The following is a 17386-nucleotide window of genomic DNA, read 5'->3' on the forward strand; positions in this document are numbered from 1 at the left end:
TTCAGCGCTCCCCGCCGGTCGGTTCGAGAACAGGCCCGCCGGCGGTGCCGTCGGCGAACCGCACTCCGGTGATCTGGAGTTCGCGGCCGGACAGCAGCTCGTCCGCGGCCGTGCCGCACAGCGGGCAGCACAGGTCGGGCGGCATCCCCACCGCCCACTCGTCCGCGCAGGGCCGGCATCTGGCGCGGCCCGGCACGGTCTCGGTGACGAGCCGGGCGCCTTCGAGCACGGTGCCCGCGCAGGCCAGCCCGAAGCCGAACTCCAGCGCGTCGGGGACGACTCCGGCCAGCTCGCCGACCTGGAGGTGCACGGTGTGCACGGCGGTGGCCCCGGCGGTCCGCGCCGCCTCCTCCACCTGTCCGATCACCGCCATCGCGATGGACAACTCATGCATCGCCGTCCTCCGCTGCCGACTTGCCGCCGGCACCACTAAAGGACCCGGGGGCGGCGGCCGGCCGCCGCCACTCCGCCGCCGCGCCGGCAGGTGACCCGTTCGGCGCAGCGGCGTACGGGCTCACATCGCCCGCATCCGCAGGTAGCGCCTGATGTCCGGGAGCACCTGGACGAGCGCCGCGCCGACTGCCGCGCCGACGACGCCGACAGCCAGGATCTTCTTCACCATGGAGATGGGTTCCTCTCGTAGTCGCTCTCGTGGTCCCTCTCGCAGCTGACCCCGTCGTCCCCGCCGGGCCGTCCCTCCCCGTCCCGCGCGCCGACCAGGCCGAGGACCAGCCCGACCGCGGCGGGCACCGCCGCCTCGACGGCGGGGCTCAGGCCCATGCCCTCGTCGACGCCGGCCGGCTCGCACCCGACGACCATGATCCGGCGCGGGGGTGTGCCGCCGGTGCCCGCGCACAGCGTGCCCAGCAGCGCCAGGACGGCGTCGGGCGTCATCCGGTGGCCGTCGAGGACCGCGTCGGGGTTCTCCACCGCGCCGCACTCCCCCGCGTCCAGGACGTACAGCGTGCCGGGCACGCCGCCCCGGGCGGTGGCGTCGACCAGGACGAAGGTGTCGTAGCCGTCCAGCAGCCGGTAGGCGAGGTCGACCCCGCGCACCCCGGCGTCCAGCACCTCGACGCCTGCGGGCAGGTCCTCGGCGGACAGCCGCCGTACGGCCTCCACGCCGAAGCCGTCGTCGCCGAGGAAGATGTTGCCGACGCCGGCCACCAGGGTCCGGCCGGCGGCGGCGCTCACGCGTCCCCCAGCGGAGTGACCTCGTCGGGCTGGAAGTAGAGGAATCTGCCCTGCTCGCGGCGGATGTCGGCGCCCGGGTCGCCCTCCACGGTGACCGCCAGGTGCACCCCGCCGTCCACGTCGTGCAGCACCGCCTCCACCAGGGCGCCGCGGCCGACCAGGAAGAGGTCCTGCGCGTCGGTGCGCCGCAGGCCGGGGCGCAGCGCGACCCGGCAGCCGGCGCCGACCTGGCGGCCGTCGATGACGACCCGGTCGGTGTCGGGGTCCACCGTGCGGTCGCCGCCCGGGTCCCACCACGGGGTGCCGGGCTCCAGCAGCGGGTCGGCGTCGCCCGCGGGTGTGCCCGAGCCGGTGATCTCGCGCAGCGACCGCACCGCGCCGTGCAGCCGTTCGAGCACCTCGGGCGGCATGGTGTCGGCCAGGTCGATGACGGCGGCGGCCCGCGGGTCGGTGCCGCGGGCCTCCCGCTTCTCCCGGTCGGTCAGCGTCGCGGTGCGCAGCGCGAGGATCTCGTCGATCTCCAGGCCGTCGTAGAGCGCGCCGGGGCTCTCCGGGGCGATCGCCGGATGGTCCTCAAGGATGATCGGCGAGGCGAGCACCACGTCCGCGCGGCCGTCGCACCCGGCGAGCACGGGCCAGGAGCGGACGTTCTCGCAGGCCTGCGAGGCGGCCGCCGCCCACTGCGGCGGGTCCGTCAGCGACAGGAAGCGGCCCGCGTCCAGACCCAGCATCAGGTGCGCGGAGATCAGCGAGCGGGGCAGCGCCGCCGTACGGTCGGCGCCGTCCCGGCCCTGGCCGGTGCCGGCGGGTGGCCAGTCGGCGGTGTTGTCCACCACCGCGGTCAGCCGCCGCACCGCGTAGGGGCCCGGCAGGTCGGCCGCCGACAGCACGATCCGGCCGTTCAGCTCCTCGCGGGTGTGGACCAGCCGGCCCACGAGCCGGCCGTCCTCGGTGACGTCCTCGGTCTCCTCGCGGGCAGGGACGGTGAAGGGGACGGTGTGGCCTTCGCCGACCGCCGCCACGGGGACGGTGAAGGCGACGCGCTCCTCGACGCCTTCGTCCCAGGGCGTGAGCACCCGGTCGGCCAGCTCCAGTTCCGCGGCCGGGGCGAATCCGCCGCCGGGCAGCGCCCGCTGGACCGTACGCCGCCGCGCGTGCAGGAAGCGCAGCTCGGCGAAGAGCCGGTCGCCGCCGCGCGGCTCCATCAGGCACTCGGTGCGCTGGAAGGACGACTCGCCGCTGTCCTGGCCCCACCGCGGCGGCACCAGCACGCCGAACTGCCAGCGCAGCCGGTTCTTCGCGGCCGAGGCCCGATAGGGGTAGAGGACGTAGCCCTCGAAGAGCACCGCGTCCGCGACCGCCCGCGCCGCGTCGAAACGGCTGCCCACGTCCGCCGCCCCCGCCGTCGCCGCGCTCACGACGCGGCTCCGCCGGTGACGAGCGGCGCGGTGTCCGCGGGCCGGGACGCCGCGCCGAGCAGCGCCTCCACGGTCGCCTCCCACGACGGCAGGGCCTGCCGCGAGCGGTAGGCGAGCAGCGCGTCCATCGTCGAGCGCGGCAGCCGCAGCCATCCGCAGCCGGGGAAGTGGTGCTCGACCATCTCCTGCCACACCTCGACGGGCATCGCGTACGAGGCCTCCCGGTCCCACGGCACCGGCTCCACCTGGAAGCCGCCGGGCCCGGCGAAGGCCGTGCCGGAGAACAGCACGAGCAGCGGCACCGTGCCGCCTTCCAGCGCGCGGAGGTAGCGCGTCGCGGCCACGTCCATGTCGTACGTGCACGGTACGGGCAGGTCCACCTCGGTCTCGCCGGTGAAGCCGGGGACCACGAGCGAGACCTGCGCGAACTGCACCGGCAGCAGCGTGCTGCCCCAGCGGGACCGCTCGCCGAACAGGTCGGCGAGCCCGGCCGCCTCCCCGGCGCCGTAGCCGCGGCGGGCCGGCTCGATGCGGAACTGGCAGCGCAGCGCCATGGCGTGCACGCGGGTGCCGGGTGTGGCGGTGATCCGCAGCCGGAAGACCAGGGTCGGGCCCGCGGCATAGCGGTCGGAGCGCACACCGGTGCAGGCGAAGGAGAACCGCGTCACCGGTCCCCCTCCCGCAGCGGCCGGGCACGGGCGGCGGCGCGGGCGAAGAACTCGCCGAGCGCCGCCCGCGCCTCGGCGCCGCCGTCGAAGCCCTGCCAGAGCAGCCGCATGCGGCCCACCAGTTCGTAGCAGACGTCGATCGGCACCAGGTAGCAGTCGCATCCGGTGTCGCCGCGGCGCAGCAGCAGCGCCTCCACGTCGGGTTCGAGCAGCGCGGCGAGGCGGGTGCGGTCGAGCACCTGCTGCCAGTGGGCCGGGTCCAGCTCGCTCTCGGTGGCGCCCGCGGGGCTCGGGTAGAGCGCGGCATAGCGGCCGAGTTCGGAGTTGCGGAAGAAGAAGACGACGCCGACCGGGATCTGCAGGGCCTCCCAGGCGCCGTCGTCGACGGTGTGGCCGGGGTCGGCCAGCCAGCGGTCGGGCACGGTACGGAAGCGGCCGCCGGTCGTGCCGGGGTTGTCGAAGAGCAGCGCGCAGGCCGTGCAGGCGCAGGCCAGGGCCCGCTTGTCGGTGTCGACCAGGTGCCGGTGGCCGTCCGCGACCTCCACCCCGCACAGCTCGCACCGCTCGGGGCGCGGCGGGGCGGGCGCGGTGAAGCGCCGCAGGCCCGGCAGGCGGCCTTCCGCGGCCTGTTGCAGGGTCATGGGCTCACCAGGCCGGGGCGCGGGGTGATCTGGAGCAGCACGGGTCCGTCCGCCGCGGCGGCCGGCTCGAACTCCACCCGGGTCACCTCGCCGGCGAAGCACGCCAGCGCGTCCTCCACGGCCTGGCCGGACGCCGCCGGGGTGCTCCCGCAGCCGCAGCCGCCGGCCGGCGCGGACCGCAGCCGCAGCACACCGGTGTCCTGGTCGAAGCCCACCAGCTCGGCCGGTCCGCCCGGCAGGTCGCGCAGGGCGCGGCCGATCCTCGCCTCGACGCCTTCGGGGTGCAGGTCGTGCAGCACCAGCATCCCCGACACCAGGTCGTCGCCCAGCAGCCTCTCCAGCGCCCGCGGCCCGGCCTGCCCGGTCAGGGCCAGCACCCTGGCGAGACCGGCGCCGTAGAAGTCCATCAGCGCCCGCACCAGGTCCTCGGCGGCGGCGCAGGCGGCGCGGTCGCCGGTCGCGGCGAGCCGGTCGAGCACCTCCTCGACGCGCCGCCCGGCCCTCTCCGCGTCCCGCGCCGGTGCCTGCGCGGTCATCCGCCCATCCCGCTCAGGCCGGTCGGCACGTGCATGGTCTGCACGGTCTTGCCGCCGCCGACGTACATGTGCACCCCGCAGGGCAGGCAGGGGTCGAAGCTGCGCACCGCGCGCATGATGTCGATGCCCTTGAAGTTCTCCGGCGGGTTCTCCTCGAAGATCGGCGTGTTCTGCACGGCGTCCTCGTAGGGCCCCGGGGTGCCGAAGGAGTCGCGGGTGCTGGCGTTCCACGGTGTCGGCGGATAGGGGTGGTAGTTGGCGATCTTGCCGTCCCTGATCACCATGTGGTGGGACAGCACACCGCGTACGGCCTCGGTGAAGCCGACGCCCAGGCCCTCGTCGGGCACCTCGAACTTCTCCCAGGTCTGGGTGCGTCCCGCGCGGACCTCGGCGAGGCCCTTCTCGGCGAAGTGCAGGGCGACGGCCGCCGCGTAGGCCTGGAAGTAGGTGCGGGCGCGGTTGCGCTCCAGCGCGTTGCTCCACTTGGGGATCTTCCACTCGAAGCTGGTCTCCGGCTTCGTCATCGTCCTGGGCAGGTTGATGACGACGCTGTGCCCGGTCGCCTTGACGTAGCCGATGTCGACCAGGCCCGACAGGGCGGTGGACCACAGGCGGGCGATCGGGCCGCCGCCGGTGTCCAGCGCCAGGTGGTCCTTGCCGTCGAACCAGCGCGGCGACATCACCCAGCTGTACTTGTCGTCGAAGTTCCGCTTCTGCGGCGCGGGAATGGTGTGCTGGTTCCACGGGTGCCGCGGGTCGACCGGGTTGCCGAGCGGGTCGTGGGTGACGAACTGCTCCTGGCCCTCCCAGTCCTTGTAGTAGGAGCTGCCGAGCAGGATGCGGATGCCGAGGTTGATCTCGGTGAGGTCGTTGGTGACCAGCTTGCCGTCCACGACCACGCCGGGCGTGACGAACATCCGCCGGCCCCAGTCGGTCATGTTGCGGTAGGTGAAGTCGCAGTGGTCGGGGTCGTTCAGCGCGCCCCAGCAGCCCAGCAGGATCCGCCGCCGGCCGACCTCCTCGTAACCGGGCAGCGCCTCGTAGAAGAAGTCGAAGAGGTCGTCGTGCAGCGGCACGACCCGCTTCATGAATTCCACGTAGCGCATCAGCCGGCTCAGGTAGTCGGTGAAGAGCTGGACCGAGGCGATCGTGCCGACACCGCCGGGGTAGAGCGTGGAGGGGTGCACGTGCCGCCCCTCCATCAGGCAGAACATCTCCCGCGTGTAGCGGCTCACCTGGAGCGCCTCGCGGTAGAACTCGCCCTCGATGGGGTTGAGGGAGCGCATGATGTCGGCGATGGTGCGGTAGCCGTGCTCGCCGGCGTGCGGCGCCTCGGTCCGCTCGGCCAGTTCGAGGACCCCGGGGTTGGTCTCCTTGACCATCCGCTCGCAGTAGTCGACCCCGACCAGGTTCTCCTGGAAGATGTTGTGGTCGAACATGTACTCGGCGGACTCGCCCAGGTTGATGATCCACTCGGCCAGGGGCGGCGGCTTCACCCCGTAGGCCATGTTCTGCGCGTAGACCGAGCAGGTGGCGTGGTTGTCGCCGCAGATGCCGCAGATGCGGCTGGTGATGAAGTGCGCGTCCCGCGGGTCCTTGCCGCGCATGAAGACGCTGTAGCCGCGGAAGACCGACGAGGTGCTGTAGCACTCGGCGACCTTCTTCTGCTTGAAGTCGATCTTCGTGTGGATGCCGAGGCTGCCCACGATCCGGGTGATCGGGTCCCAGGACATCTCCACCAGGCCGCTGCCGTCCCCGGCCGTCTTCGTCGTCGGTGATGCCATCGCTTGTGCCATGCCCTTCAGTGGAAGCAGGTCGGATCGGCCCGGTGGTGCCGCGGCCGGCGGGGTGCCGGCCGGCGGGTCACCACGGGGGCCGGTAGCCGGTGGTGAGGGTGTCGCCGCGGGTGCGCCACTTGGGCTCCGCGTCCACGGTGTGCATGGTCACCGCCCGCAGCCTGCGGACCACCGAGCCGTAGACGGTGCTCGCGGCGCTCGACACCTTGCCGCCGGGCGGCTCGTCCATGAACGGCATGAACTTGTCGGGAAAGCCCGGCATCGTGCAGGCGATGCAGATGCCGCCGACGTTCGGGCAGCCGCCGATGCCGTTCATCCACCCGCGCTTGGGCACGTTGCACTTCACGACCGGCCCCCAGCAGCCCAGCTTGACCAGGCACTTGGGCGAGTCGTACGTGTCGGCGAACTGCCCCTGCTCGTAGTAGCCGGCGCGGTCGCAGCCCTCGTGGACGGTGGCGCCGAACAGCCAGGCGGGCCGCAGCTGCTCGTCCAGCGGGATCATCGGGGCCGCCCCCGACGCCTGGTGCAGCAGGTAGACCAGCGTCTCCGCGAAGTTGTCCGGCTGGATGGGGCAGCCGGGCACGCACACCAGCGGGATGCCCGCGTGGGACTTCCAGTCCCAGCCCAGGTAGTCGGGTACGCCCATCGCCCCGGTGGGGTTGCCGGCCATCGCGTGGATGCCGCCGTAGGCGGCGCAGGTGCCGATCGCGACGACGGCCAGCGCCTTGGGTGCGAGCCGGTCGAGCCACTCGCTGGTGGTGATCGGCTGGCCGGTCTCCGGGTCGTCGCCGAAACCGCACCAGTAGCCCTCGGGCTTGATCGCCTCGTTGGGGATCGACCCCTCCACGACCAGCACGAACGGGTCGATCTCGCCCCGCTCGCCCTTGAAGAACCACTCGATGAAGGTGTCCGCGCCCTGCACCGGGCCGCACTCGAAGTCGATCAGCGGCCAGTGCACCTCGATCTTCGGCAGACCGGGCAGCACGCTCAGCGCGATCTCCTCGATGCTCGGCTGGGTGGCCGCGGTCAGCGACACCGAGTCGCCGTCGCAGCTCAGCCCGGCGTTGATCCAGAGGATGTGGATCGGCTTGTCCTCCTGCTGCTCGGGCGCCGGGGCCTGCGCGGCCGGTGATGAGGTCGTCATGGGGAATTCCTCCTCTGGGCGCGGGCGACAGGGCGAGGACCCGCACGTCAGACACCACTGTTCTGGCAGGGGCCGGACGGTGTGACATCGGACTGCGCCGTTCCGGTGGCGGCCCTGGCGCACGGCCCGCGGGAGGACGAGCCGACCCCGGCGACGCTACGGGCGGCCCGCGCCGCGGCGGCGGCGCCCCGGCCGCGCCGTCACACGAATGCGTCCGGGGAATTCGCCCGCATGGCCGACCGCGGCCGCGCCGGGCGTACGGCCCGGGACGCGCGACCGCCCCGGGCGGCGGAGGATCGCGCGCCCGGGGCGGTACGGGTGGGGCAGGATCAGCTGCGGGGTGCGGTGCTCGGCCGCGCGGGGTCAGGCGGACAGGCGGCGGGTGACCTGGACACGGGACTGGCAGCCGAGCTTCCGCATCACCTTGCGGAGGTGGTTCACCACGGTCCACTCGGCGATGCCGAGTTCCCGGGCGATGATGCGGTTGGTCAGGCCCTCGGCCACGAGCAGGGCGACTTCCAGCTCGCGCTTGGTGAGGGTCGCCGCGACGTCGGGGGACGTCGCAGGAGCCGGGGCCGGAGCCGCCGCCGGCGACTCCGCGGGGATCAAGCGCAGGGCAACGGCCCAGCCGAGGTCGGGGCCCGACCTGCGGGCACGGGCGTATTCGGCCGCGGTCAGTTCCAGGGCCGCGGCCGCCAGGACCGGGGCCACCCGCCCGTGCAGATGCCTCGGGCGGGCCCGGCCACCGCGGCGCCGCAGGTGATCGGCCAGTGCCAGGGCCGCGGCGACACGCTGCCAGTCCGCGGTGCGGCCCCACTTGACCAGGGTGACGGCCAGGAATTCCAGGCACTCCGCCCGCTCGGGCGCCGCCTCGGGCAGGGTGCCGATCTGCTCGGCCGCGTCGGCGAAGAGGGCGCGGGCCTGCGCCGAATCGTGCTCCGACCAGCGGACCGTCGCCAGGACGTATCGCGCGAGCAGTGCGCCGGGGCCGCCGTCGGGTGACTGCCCCAGCTCCGCCGCCAGCGCGGCCAGGGCCAGTTCGCCGGCCCTGGGCAGGTCGCCCGCGTCGCGCAGGACGGCCGCGAGGCGCAGGGTCAGCTGCCCCCCGGCGGGCGGGGAGAGGCCCGCCCCGGCCGCGTGCGCCTCCTCGAAGAGCCGTCGTGCCCGGTCCAACTCCCCCGCCGCGTAGGCCTCCTCGCCGAGCAGCGCGAGGCAGCGCACCGCGCCCTGCTCGTCGTGCGCGGCGCGGTGGGCTTCGCGGGCCCGGGTGAGGTGCGCGCGGGCGGTCGGGGTGCCCAGGCGCAGCGCCAGTTCGCCGGCCGCCTCCAGGGTGCGGGCGTGCAGCCGGGGGTCGTCGACCCGGGCCCGTAGCGCCTCCTCGGTCAGCCGCAGGCAGTTCAAGGCCTGCGCCGGGGTCGGCGACTGCTCCCGCAGGGCCTGCGCGATGACCGCCATGGCGCGGCCGTCACCCGCCTCCCGCCAGTGCTCGAAGGCGGCGAGCAGGTCCGCCCGGGTCTCGGGGCCGATGCCCGCCCCGGCGGCAGCGGCGCGGCGGAAGTGCTCGGCGTGGGCACGCCGCAGAGCCGCGTGGGCGGGCAGCCGGGCCAGCAGGCCCGCGGCGGCGAGCCGTACGGCGTGCGGGATGGCCAACCGCACCTCGCCGCCGTGGCCTTCGTCGGGGACCAGGACGCTCTTGTCGATGAGCCCTTCCATGGTCCGCAGGTCGGCGCCGTGGCAGCCGTCCAGCACCCCGGCGGCCGCGCGCATGGTGAAAGGGCCCTCGAAGACGGCGAGTTGGACGAGCTGTGCGCGCTCCTCGGGACGGAGCCTGGCCAGCACCCAGGAGACCATGCCGCCGACGCTGGAATGCCGTGAGTAGGGGTGGTGGTCGGGCCGGTGCAGGGCGCCGGGGTCGTGGGCGAACCGCTCCAGGATCAGGTCGGGTTCGGCCAGGGTGATCTGGGAGGCGGCCAGTTCGATGGCCAGCGGCAGGCCGCCGGCCTGCCGGCAGAGGGCCAGCACGAAGCGCGAGTTCTCCGCGGTCAGCGCGAACTCGGGACGTACGGCCCGCGCGCACTGCACGAACAGCTCCACCGCGGGAACGGCGGACAGCGGTGAGTCCTGCGCCGGGTCGCCGGTCGGCAGCGGGCCGAGCCGTACGACGCGCTCGCCGTAGAGCCCGAGCCGGGTCGTGCCGACGCAGACGATACGGACCTGCGGGCAGGACCGGCGGAATTCGGCGAGCAGCGGCGCGAGGTCGTCGGCGACGTCCTCGTAGTGGTCGAACAGCAGGGTGTGCTTGCCCGCCGCCACCCTTTCCAGGGCCTTTCTGACGGCGGGCGAGCCCTCGTAGCACTGCTCCCTGAGCTGGCGCAGCATGAGTCCTGCCACCGAGGTGTCGGTCACCTGGGCGAAGTCGAAGACCTCGACGCCGCCGCCCGGACCGGTGCCGCGGTGCCGGAAGAACTCCATCACCAGCCGGCTCTTGCCGACCCCGGCCGGCCCGGTCACGGTGACCAGGCCGGCGTCCGGGGCGGTGGTCACCGCGGCGAGCCGCGCCAGGTCGGCGGAGCGGCCGATCAGCCCGGTCGGGGTGGTGCCGATGTAGCCGGCCGGGGTGGTCATCCGGTTGAGCAGCAGGTCGCCCAGGCCGGATGTCCCCTCGTGGCCCTTGGCGCCCGTGCCCGTAGCCGTACTCGTACTTGTACTCGTAAAGGTGCTCATACCCGTACTCGTGCTCGTCGGAGCTGCGGCGGCGCCGGTCACCGCTACCGCTACCGGGCGAAGATCAGCGTGGTCGGCGACAGCGTGGTCTGGAAGGTGATGTCGTCGTAGCCGGTCTTGCCGAGCCAGGCCTGGTAGTCGGCCCGCCGCCAACTGCTGCCGTGCCGGCTCTTGAGCAGCATCTCCGAGGCGAAGGTCAGCGGGTACTTCGGCCCGCTGCGGTCGTCGTCCACGACGTAGTCGGAGACGACCAGCGTCCCGCCGGGCTTGAGGACGTTCCGCACCCGGGCGAAGAGCGCCATGTTGTCCTCGGGGCCCTCCTGGTGCGCGATGTTGGAGTAGACGACGATGTCGTACGCGCCGGCGGCGCCGAGGTCGGCGGTGTGGAAGTCGCCGTCGACGTAGTCGACGCGGTCGGCCAGGCCCCGCTCGGCGAGCAGCCGGCGGGCGATCGCGTTGATGGGCGCCCAGTCGAGCTGGGTGGAGCGGGCGGCGGGGTTGCGCTCCAGCCAGGCGGCCGAGTAGACGCCGGAGCCGCCGCCGATGTCGAGGATCGACACCTCGCCGGCTTCGGCGATCCGCAGGGTGTCCGCGGCGGTGTGCGCCACCGGGACGGACTGGGCGGCGAGCGCCTGGACCAGCTCCTCCCAGTGCGGGTTGTCGGCGACCTCGACCACCGCGTCGGTGAGCGGCCCGCCGGCCCTGACGACGTCGGGCAGCCCCGCGAGCGAGGCCATGTGGCCGGCCTTGAGCTTCGCGAAGCCGCTCAGGCAGGTGGGGCGGCCCTCCACCAGGAAGGTGGAGGCCTCCGCGGTGTTGCGGTAGCGGCCGTCGCCCACCTCGACCAGGCCGACGCTGACCAGGCCGTCGAGCAGGGCCTGGGCGCCGCGCGACGATATCGCGGCACGGGCGGCGACGTCGTCGGCGGTGGTGGCGCCGTCCTCCAGGTGGGTGAAGACCGAGTGGGTCGCCGCCGCACCGACGATGCCGGTGGCCCAGTAGCCGGTGATGAGCCCCATGATCCGATCGGACGACGGCTGGGTGCTGGTCATGACGTACCTTCCTGGTTCTCGTGCGGGCTCGCGGTGGTGGCGGACGCCGCCACGGCCGTGCGCGGCCGCGGCTTCGCGTGGGCGCGCAGGGCGGTGCGCAGGGCGTGCGCGACCCTCTCCGCCTGGTCGACGGTCAGCTCCGCGTGCATGGGGATGGCGAGTTGGCGGGCGAAGAGGTCCGCGGAGACCGGGCAGGTCTGCTTGGAGTCGTAGACCGGCTGCGTGTGGCTCGCCCACGTGCCGTGGCCGCAGCCGATGCCCTGGGCCCGCAGGTCGGCGGCGACGGCGGCACGGTCCACGGCCGGGTCGAGCGCGACCAGGTAGGACTGCCAGGCGTGGGTGCGGTCGGCCGGCACGTGCGGCAGCGTCAGCAGCTCCTCGCCGGCGAGCAGTTCGGCGTAGCGGGCCGCCACCGTGTTGCGCCGCTCCAGCAGTTCGCCGATGCGGCCGAGCTGCACCTGGAGGATCGCGGCGGCGATGTCGGACAGCTTGTAGTTGTAGCCGATCTCGGTGAATTCCGGGATGGGCAGGCCGATCAGCTGCGACTTGTCGAAGATGCTGCCGATGCCGAAGGACGACCGCAGCCGTACGTCGGCGCCGATCGCCGGGTCGGCGGCGAGCAGCGCGCCGCCCTCGCCGCTGGTGATGCCCTTGCGCCCGTGGAAGGACAGGCAGGCGATCGGGGCCAGCGCGCCGGCCGGCGCGCCACGGTAGGTGGCGCCCACCGCGCAGGCCGCGTCCTCGATGAGGAAGAGGCCGTGGCGGCCGGTGAGCGCCTGCAGTTCGGCGTAGTCGGCGGGCAGGCCGACGGTGTCGACGGCGATCACGCCGACGGTACGCGGGCCGATCAGGTCGGCCACCGCCTGCGGGTCGATCGTGCCGGTGTCGGGCCGGGCGTCGGCGAAGACCGGGACGGCGCCGACGTAGCGCGCCGCGTGGGCGGGCGCGGGGAAGGTGTAGTCGGCGACGATGATCTCGTCGCCCGGCTGGACGTTCAGCGCGAGCAGCGCCAGGTGCAGCGCCGCGGCGCAGCTGCTGAGCGTGACGGCGTCACCGACGCCGTAGCGCTCGGCAAGCTCCTTCTCCAGCGCCTTGCCGCGCGGGCCCTGGCCTGCCGTCCAGTCCGAGGCGAACACCTCCTCGACGGCTGCGAGTTCCAGCTTGCCCAGACTCGCGTGAACCAAGGGGATCGGGTCCAACGTGGCCACCTCCGGCGACACTTGGGGGAGACCGGCGGCCCGCGTGCGGACTTCCGGTGGTTGGGTCATGCGGTTTTCCTGGGCCGCGCGGACGACGGCCCGGTGCGGTGTGCGCGGGTCACACCGCGCGGGTCGACGCCGCGCGGGTCACGCCTCGGGTGCCACCCGTCGGGTCACACCCCGCGGGTCACACCACGGGGGTCGCGGCTGCGGCGACCGGCGTGGCGAGCCGGGGGCGCGGTACGTCGGCGACCCAACTGCCCACCGCCATCTCGGCGGTGATACCCGGGCCGAAGCCGGCGATGATCCCGGTGCCGCCGGGCAGCATCTCGTCCTCCTCGAACAGCCTGCGCAGCGCTTCGAGGACGACGGCGCTGGCGATGTTGCCGTAGTCGCTCAGCGTCGACCAGCTGTGCCGGAACATGTCGCGGTCGACGTTCAGGTACTTGCACAGGTCGTCCAGGATGCGCGGGCCGCCGGCGTGGATGATGTAGAAGTCCAGGTTGGCGACGTTCCACCCGTGACTCGCGGCGAGTTGCCGCAGGATGGGCGCGAGCGGCTCCATCGTGCCCGGCACCCGTCGGTCGAGCTGGAAGTGGAAGCCGGTGGAGCGCACCGCGTAGGAGATCCAGTCCTCGGTGTTCGGGATGAGGTAGGAGGCGTTGCGCTCCAACCGCACCCCCGTGCCGCCGTTGCCGCGGACGACGGCTGCCGCCACCGCGTCGCCGAACAGGCCGTCGGACAGCAGCGATCCGACGTTGTCGTCGACCGGCTGGTAGCACAGCGAGCACAGCTCGCAGGAGACGATCAGGACGTTGGAGTCCGGGTGCGCCTCGCAGAAGTCGTTGGCGCGGTTGATCGCCGCGCCGCCCGCCGCGCAGCCGAGCTGCGCTATGGGGATCTGCCGGGTGTCGTAGCGGAAGCCCATGGCATTGATGAGCCATGCCGTCAGCGACGGCATCATGAAACCGGTGCAGGACACGTAGATGATGGCGTCGATGTCCTGCGCCTTGACGCCCGCGTTGGCCAGGGCCCGCTCGATGACCGGCGGGCACAGCTTCTTGGACTCCAGCTCGTAGACCCGGTTGCGCTCCTCGAAGCCCGGGTGCCGGAGTGTCTGCTCGATGGGCTGGACGATATGCCGCTTTCTTACCCCGGTCTTCTCGATCAGCCGAAGAGCCAACGGAAGCTGAGGCTTTCCCTTGTGCACCTTCTTAGCGAATTCAAGGGTGTCTTCCATGGTGATGACGTTTTCCGGCACGCTCACCGCTGGCTTGCACAGAGTTGCCATACCTCGCATCCGCCTTCTGTGGGTAGAGATTTCCCCGAAGTCTCCCGACACGGTACGTCTTATCGTTCCCCATTTAACTTGCGATCGACTTGGCGGCGGCTTGGCAGGGTACGGAAAGGCCCGCAGGATGGTGTCATCGCAGGTCACAGCCCTGACAGCAGGTATCTCACACCCTGTCGCGAGGCACTTCGATCATCGTTCGCGCATGCCGCCAAGCCGCCGCCAACTCACCGGACAGTCGGCACGGGTTACCCGGCCCCGACTTACCGGCCGGCTCTTTGTGACGGGGTGACAATAATCTGCCCCACCGGGAAGCTTGTGTTCGGCTCCGCGGCTCAAGCACCCTTTTCCATATGGCTACCACACTGGACAACGAGCGGCAATCGGGCGGCAAGAAGGTCATTCTGGCGGAGCCGCGCGGCTTCTGCGCCGGTGTGCGCAGGGCCATCGAGATCGTGGAGCGTGCTCTCGAACTGCACGGCGCCCCCGTCTACGTACGCAAGCAGATCGTGCACAACGAACACGTGGTGCGGGATCTGGAGGAGCGCGGCGCCAGGTTCGTCGACTCCGAGACCGAGGTGCCGGACGGGGCGGTGTGCATCTTCTCCGCGCACGGCGTGTCCCCGCAGGTGCGGGACAACGCCGCCGAGCGGGACCTCACCGTCATCGACGCCACCTGCCCGCTGGTCGCCAAGGTGCACCAGGAGGCCCGCAGATACGCCCGCGACGGGCGGACGCTGATCCTCGTCGGGCACGCCGACCACGAGGAGATCGAGGGCACCTTCGGCGAGGCGCCGGACCGTACGGTCATCGTGCAGGACGCCGAGGAGGCCAGGCGGCTCGACCTGCCGCCGGGGGCACCGGTCAGCTATCTCACCCAGACCACGCTGTCGCTGGACGACACCGAGGAGATCGTGTCGATCCTCCAGGAGCGCTTCCCCGGACTGACCGGGCCGGGCACCGACGACGTCTGCTACGCCAGCCAGAACCGGCAGAATTCCGTGAAGTCGATCGCCGGGCGCAGCGACCTGGTGCTGGTCGTCGGCTCGGCCAACTCCAGCAACTCCGTGCGGATGGTGGAGGTCGCCCAGGACGCCGGCACCCGGGCCCATCTGCTGCCCGACGCCGGGCACCTGGACCCCGCATGGCTCGACGGCGTGGCCACCGTGGGCCTGAGCGCCGGGGCCAGCGCACCCGAGGTGCTGGTCGAGCAGGTCGTCGCGCGGCTCGCCGAACTGGGCTACACCGACACCGAGACCGAGGTCACCGCGACGGAAACCGTGGTCTTCCGGCCGCCGTTGGGCCTGGAGCCCGCTTCGCCGCGGCGCGCGGACACCCGCGACGCCGGCGCCGAACTGCTCGACCGGGTCAGCGCCAGGATTACGGATTTGCTGAACGCCGAGGCAGCGCAATGGGGTTCGGTCGACGCGCGGGCGGCGGTGCCGGTCGAGGCGGTCGGGGAGCTGGTCGCCGCGGGCGGCAAGCGGCTGCGCCCCACCTTCTGCGTCAGCGGCTACCTGGCGGCCGGCGGCACCCTCGACGACACGGCGGGCGCCGACGCGGTCGTCGCGGCGGCGGCGGGCCTGGAACTGCTGCACGCCCACGCCCTCATCCACGACGACGTGCTGGACAACTCCCCCACCCGGCGCGGCGTCCCGACGGTGCACGCCAAACACGCCGGAATCCACGCGGAGCTGGGCTGGACCGGCGAGGCGCGGCGGTACGGCGAAGGCGTCGCGATCCTCGCCGGCGACCTGGCCTTCGGCTACGCCCACCAACTGGCCGGCGGCCTGCCCGCGCAGGCCAGGGACATCTGGATGCGGCTGGGCACCGAGATGCTGGTCGGCCAGCACCTGGACATCGCGCTCGCCGCGGAGGCCGCGCCCGACCCGGCCCTGGCCCGCTGGATCGCGGTGTGCAAGTCCGGCCGCTACACCATCCACCGCCCGCTCTCGCTCGGCGCGTCCCTGGCGGGGCGGCCCGACCTGCAGGAGGCCTTCGAGGTGTACGGCCTCGCCGCCGGTGAGGCCTTCCAGTTGCGCGACGACCTGCTGGACGCCTTCGGCGACGCGGCGGCGACCGGCAAGCCCGCCGGACTCGACGTCAGCGAGCACAAGATGAACCTGCTGCTGGCGCTGGCGGCCACCGGCGACGCCGAGGTGGCCAGGCTGCTGGAGGCGGGCAGGCAGGGCGACTTCGACCCGGCCGGGCTGCGCGCCGCGCTGCTGGCCTCCGGGGTGCGCGAGGAGATCGAGAAGCGGATCGACGCGCTGGTGACGACCGCCCGCACCGCGCTCGACACGGCGCCGCTGGCGGACGGCTGGCGGGAGCGGCTGGGCGAGATGGCCGCGCAGGTGGCCTACCGGGACCGCTGAGGTGCCCCACCCGGGGGCCGGCCGACGGCCCCCGGGAGAAGGCGACGGGCGGAGCACCCGATGTGCCGGCCCGGCACGACCGAACGGAGAGGATGACCGCACATGGTGGATCTCGGCATACCGCAGATACCGCTGTCCCTCGGCCCGCGCCGGGTGAGCAGGCAGCTCAGACTCGGCCACGACGACAGAGCCGTACTGGTCGGCGGCGGGGCGCCGGTGAGCGTCCAGTCCATGACGACCACGGTGACCGCGGACGTCAACGCCACGCTCCAGCAGATCGCCGAACTGACCGCGTCCGGCTGCCAGATCGTACGGGTGGCGGTGCCGTCCGCCGACGACGCGGAAGCGCTGCCGGAGATCGCCCGCAAGTCGCAGATCCCGGTGATCGCCGACATCCACTTCCAGCCGCGGTACGTCTTCGCCGCGATCGACGCCGGGTGCGCCGCGGTGCGGGTGAACCCGGGCAACATCAAGGAGTTCGACGACAAGGTCGCCCAGATCGCCAAGGCCGCGGCCGACGCGCGGGTGCCCATCAGGATCGGGGTCAACGCGGGTTCGCTGGACAAGCGGCTGCTGGCCAAGCACGGCAGCGCCACGCCGGACGCGCTCGTGGAGTCGGCGCTGTGGGAGTGCTCGCTCTTCGAGGAGCACGGCTTCCAGGACATCAAGATCTCCGTCAAGCACCACGACCCGGTCGTGATGATCGCCGCCTACCGCAAGCTCGCGGCGGCCTGCGACTACCCCCTGCACCTCGGGGTGACCGAGGCCGGCCCCTCCTTCCAGGGCACGGTGAAGTCGGCGGTCGCCTTCGGCGCGCTGCTCGCCGAGGGCATCGGCGACACCATCCGGGTGTCGCTGTCGGCCCCTCCGGCGGAGGAGGCCAAGGTCGGTATCGCGATCCTGGAGTCGCTGAACCTGCGCCAGCGCCGCCTGGAGATCGTCTCCTGCCCCTCCTGCGGCCGCGCCCAGGTCGACGTCTACAAGCTCGCCGACCAGGTCACCGCCGGCCTTGAGGGCATGGAAGTGCCGTTGCGCGTCGCTGTGATGGGCTGCGTCGTCAACGGTCCTGGCGAGGCCCGCGAGGCGGACCTCGGCGTTGCCTCGGGGAATGGGAAGGGGCAGATCTTCGTCAAGGGCAAGGTCGTTGCGACCGTGCCGGAGTCGAAGATCGTCGAGACGCTCATCGATGAGGCCATGCGTCTGGCCGAGGAGGCCACCGCCCAGGGCCTCACGGGCAAGCCCGAGGTCATCACGGCCTGACCCCGTGCGGGGTGCGCTTACATCCCACCTACGGCCCCCTGAAAAACCAGGGGCGAACGTCGGACGCAGGAGGACGCAGGCCCAAAGG

Annotated in this window: 14 protein-coding genes; 2 read left to right on the plus strand and 12 right to left on the minus strand. The window is 72.8% G+C overall.

Going from position 1 to position 17386, the window contains the following annotated elements:
• Window position 1: 1 nt before the first annotated feature.
• The 12 genes from OG900_13060 to OG900_13115 form a co-directional block, all read right to left on the minus strand.
• Window positions 2-394, minus strand: coding sequence for a hydrogenase maturation nickel metallochaperone HypA (locus tag OG900_13060; protein ID WUH90931.1), 393 nt, complete (start codon window positions 392-394; stop codon window positions 2-4).
• Between the two features lie 221 nt (window positions 395-615).
• Window positions 616-1194, minus strand: a complete 579-nt coding sequence (locus tag OG900_13065; protein WUH90932.1) for a hydrogenase maturation protease — start codon at window positions 1192-1194, stop codon at window positions 616-618.
• Window positions 1191-2612 (minus strand): hypothetical protein, encoded by a 1422-nt coding sequence (locus OG900_13070; GenBank protein WUH90933.1) that lies wholly within the window; start codon window positions 2610-2612, stop codon window positions 1191-1193. The genes OG900_13065 and OG900_13070 overlap by 4 nt, the downstream gene beginning before the upstream one ends.
• Window positions 2609-3280 (minus strand): DUF6084 family protein, encoded by a 672-nt coding sequence (locus OG900_13075; protein WUH90934.1) that lies wholly within the window; start codon window positions 3278-3280, stop codon window positions 2609-2611. Before OG900_13075 ends, OG900_13070 begins: the two co-directional genes overlap by 4 nt.
• Window positions 3277-3921: a DUF5947 family protein gene (locus OG900_13080; GenBank protein WUH90935.1), complete on the minus strand. Its 645-nt coding sequence runs from the start codon at window positions 3919-3921 to the stop codon at window positions 3277-3279. The genes OG900_13075 and OG900_13080 overlap by 4 nt, the downstream gene beginning before the upstream one ends.
• Window positions 3918-4457: a NifU family protein gene (locus OG900_13085; GenBank protein WUH90936.1), complete on the minus strand. Its 540-nt coding sequence runs from the start codon at window positions 4455-4457 to the stop codon at window positions 3918-3920. Before OG900_13085 ends, OG900_13080 begins: the two co-directional genes overlap by 4 nt.
• Window positions 4454-6253, minus strand: coding sequence for a nickel-dependent hydrogenase large subunit (locus tag OG900_13090; GenBank protein WUH90937.1), 1800 nt, complete (start codon window positions 6251-6253; stop codon window positions 4454-4456). Before OG900_13090 ends, OG900_13085 begins: the two co-directional genes overlap by 4 nt.
• Window positions 6254-6320: 67 nt before the next feature.
• The gene (locus tag OG900_13095) at window positions 6321-7397 is read right to left on the minus strand and encodes a hydrogenase expression protein HypE (protein ID WUH90938.1); all 1077 of its coding nucleotides are present in this window, start codon (window positions 7395-7397) and stop codon (window positions 6321-6323) included.
• A 363-nt stretch (window positions 7398-7760) separates the two neighbouring features.
• Window positions 7761-10121, minus strand: a complete 2361-nt coding sequence (locus OG900_13100; protein WUH90939.1) for a LuxR C-terminal-related transcriptional regulator — start codon at window positions 10119-10121, stop codon at window positions 7761-7763.
• Between the two features lie 50 nt (window positions 10122-10171).
• Complete coding sequence (locus OG900_13105) at window positions 10172-11173, minus strand: methyltransferase (GenBank protein WUH90940.1); 1002 nt, start codon at window positions 11171-11173, stop codon at window positions 10172-10174.
• On the minus strand, window positions 11170-12372 hold the full coding sequence (locus OG900_13110; protein WUH95740.1) for a DegT/DnrJ/EryC1/StrS aminotransferase family protein: 1203 nt from the start codon (window positions 12370-12372) through the stop codon (window positions 11170-11172). Before OG900_13110 ends, OG900_13105 begins: the two co-directional genes overlap by 4 nt.
• Window positions 12373-12559: 187 nt before the next feature.
• The gene (locus OG900_13115; protein ID WUH95741.1) at window positions 12560-13693 is read right to left on the minus strand and encodes a type III polyketide synthase; all 1134 of its coding nucleotides are present in this window, start codon (window positions 13691-13693) and stop codon (window positions 12560-12562) included.
• A 323-nt stretch (window positions 13694-14016) separates the two neighbouring features.
• On the opposite strand from OG900_13115, the gene ispH reads away from it, so the two are divergent.
• Entirely contained in the window at window positions 14017-16038 is a 2022-nt protein-coding gene (gene ispH, locus OG900_13120; protein ID WUH90941.1) for a 4-hydroxy-3-methylbut-2-enyl diphosphate reductase, read from the plus strand.
• Window positions 16039-16140: 102 nt separating this feature from the next.
• On the plus strand, window positions 16141-17298 hold the full coding sequence (gene ispG, locus OG900_13125) for a flavodoxin-dependent (E)-4-hydroxy-3-methylbut-2-enyl-diphosphate synthase (GenBank protein ID WUH90942.1): 1158 nt from the start codon (window positions 16141-16143) through the stop codon (window positions 17296-17298).
• Window positions 17299-17386: the final 88 nt, after the last annotated feature.

It is taken from the genome of Streptomyces sp. NBC_00433 (genome assembly GCA_036015235.1).
Classification (GTDB): domain Bacteria; phylum Actinomycetota; class Actinomycetes; order Streptomycetales; family Streptomycetaceae; genus Actinacidiphila.

What these genes read in the sequence shown, in the direction of transcription:
- OG900_13080 (WUH90935.1), bottom strand. Translation starts at nt 3,921, where the DNA reads ATGACCCTGCAACAGGCCGCGGAAGGCCGCCTGCCGGGCCTGCGGCGC.
- OG900_13105 (WUH90940.1), bottom strand. Translation starts at nt 11,173, where the DNA reads ATGACCAGCACCCAGCCGTCGTCCGATCGGATCATGGGGCTCATCACC.
- ispG (WUH90942.1), top strand. Translation starts at nt 16,141, where the DNA reads ATGGTGGATCTCGGCATACCGCAGATACCGCTGTCCCTCGGCCCGCGC.
- OG900_13085 (WUH90936.1), bottom strand. Translation starts at nt 4,457, where the DNA reads ATGACCGCGCAGGCACCGGCGCGGGACGCGGAGAGGGCCGGGCGGCGC.
- ispH (WUH90941.1), top strand. Translation starts at nt 14,017, where the DNA reads ATGGCTACCACACTGGACAACGAGCGGCAATCGGGCGGCAAGAAGGTC.
- OG900_13060 (WUH90931.1), bottom strand. Translation starts at nt 394, where the DNA reads ATGCATGAGTTGTCCATCGCGATGGCGGTGATCGGACAGGTGGAGGAG.
- OG900_13090 (WUH90937.1), bottom strand. Translation starts at nt 6,253, where the DNA reads ATGGCACAAGCGATGGCATCACCGACGACGAAGACGGCCGGGGACGGC.
- OG900_13100 (WUH90939.1), bottom strand. Translation starts at nt 10,121, where the DNA reads ATGAGCACCTTTACGAGTACAAGTACGAGTACGGCTACGGGCACGGGC.
- OG900_13095 (WUH90938.1), bottom strand. Translation starts at nt 7,397, where the DNA reads ATGACGACCTCATCACCGGCCGCGCAGGCCCCGGCGCCCGAGCAGCAG.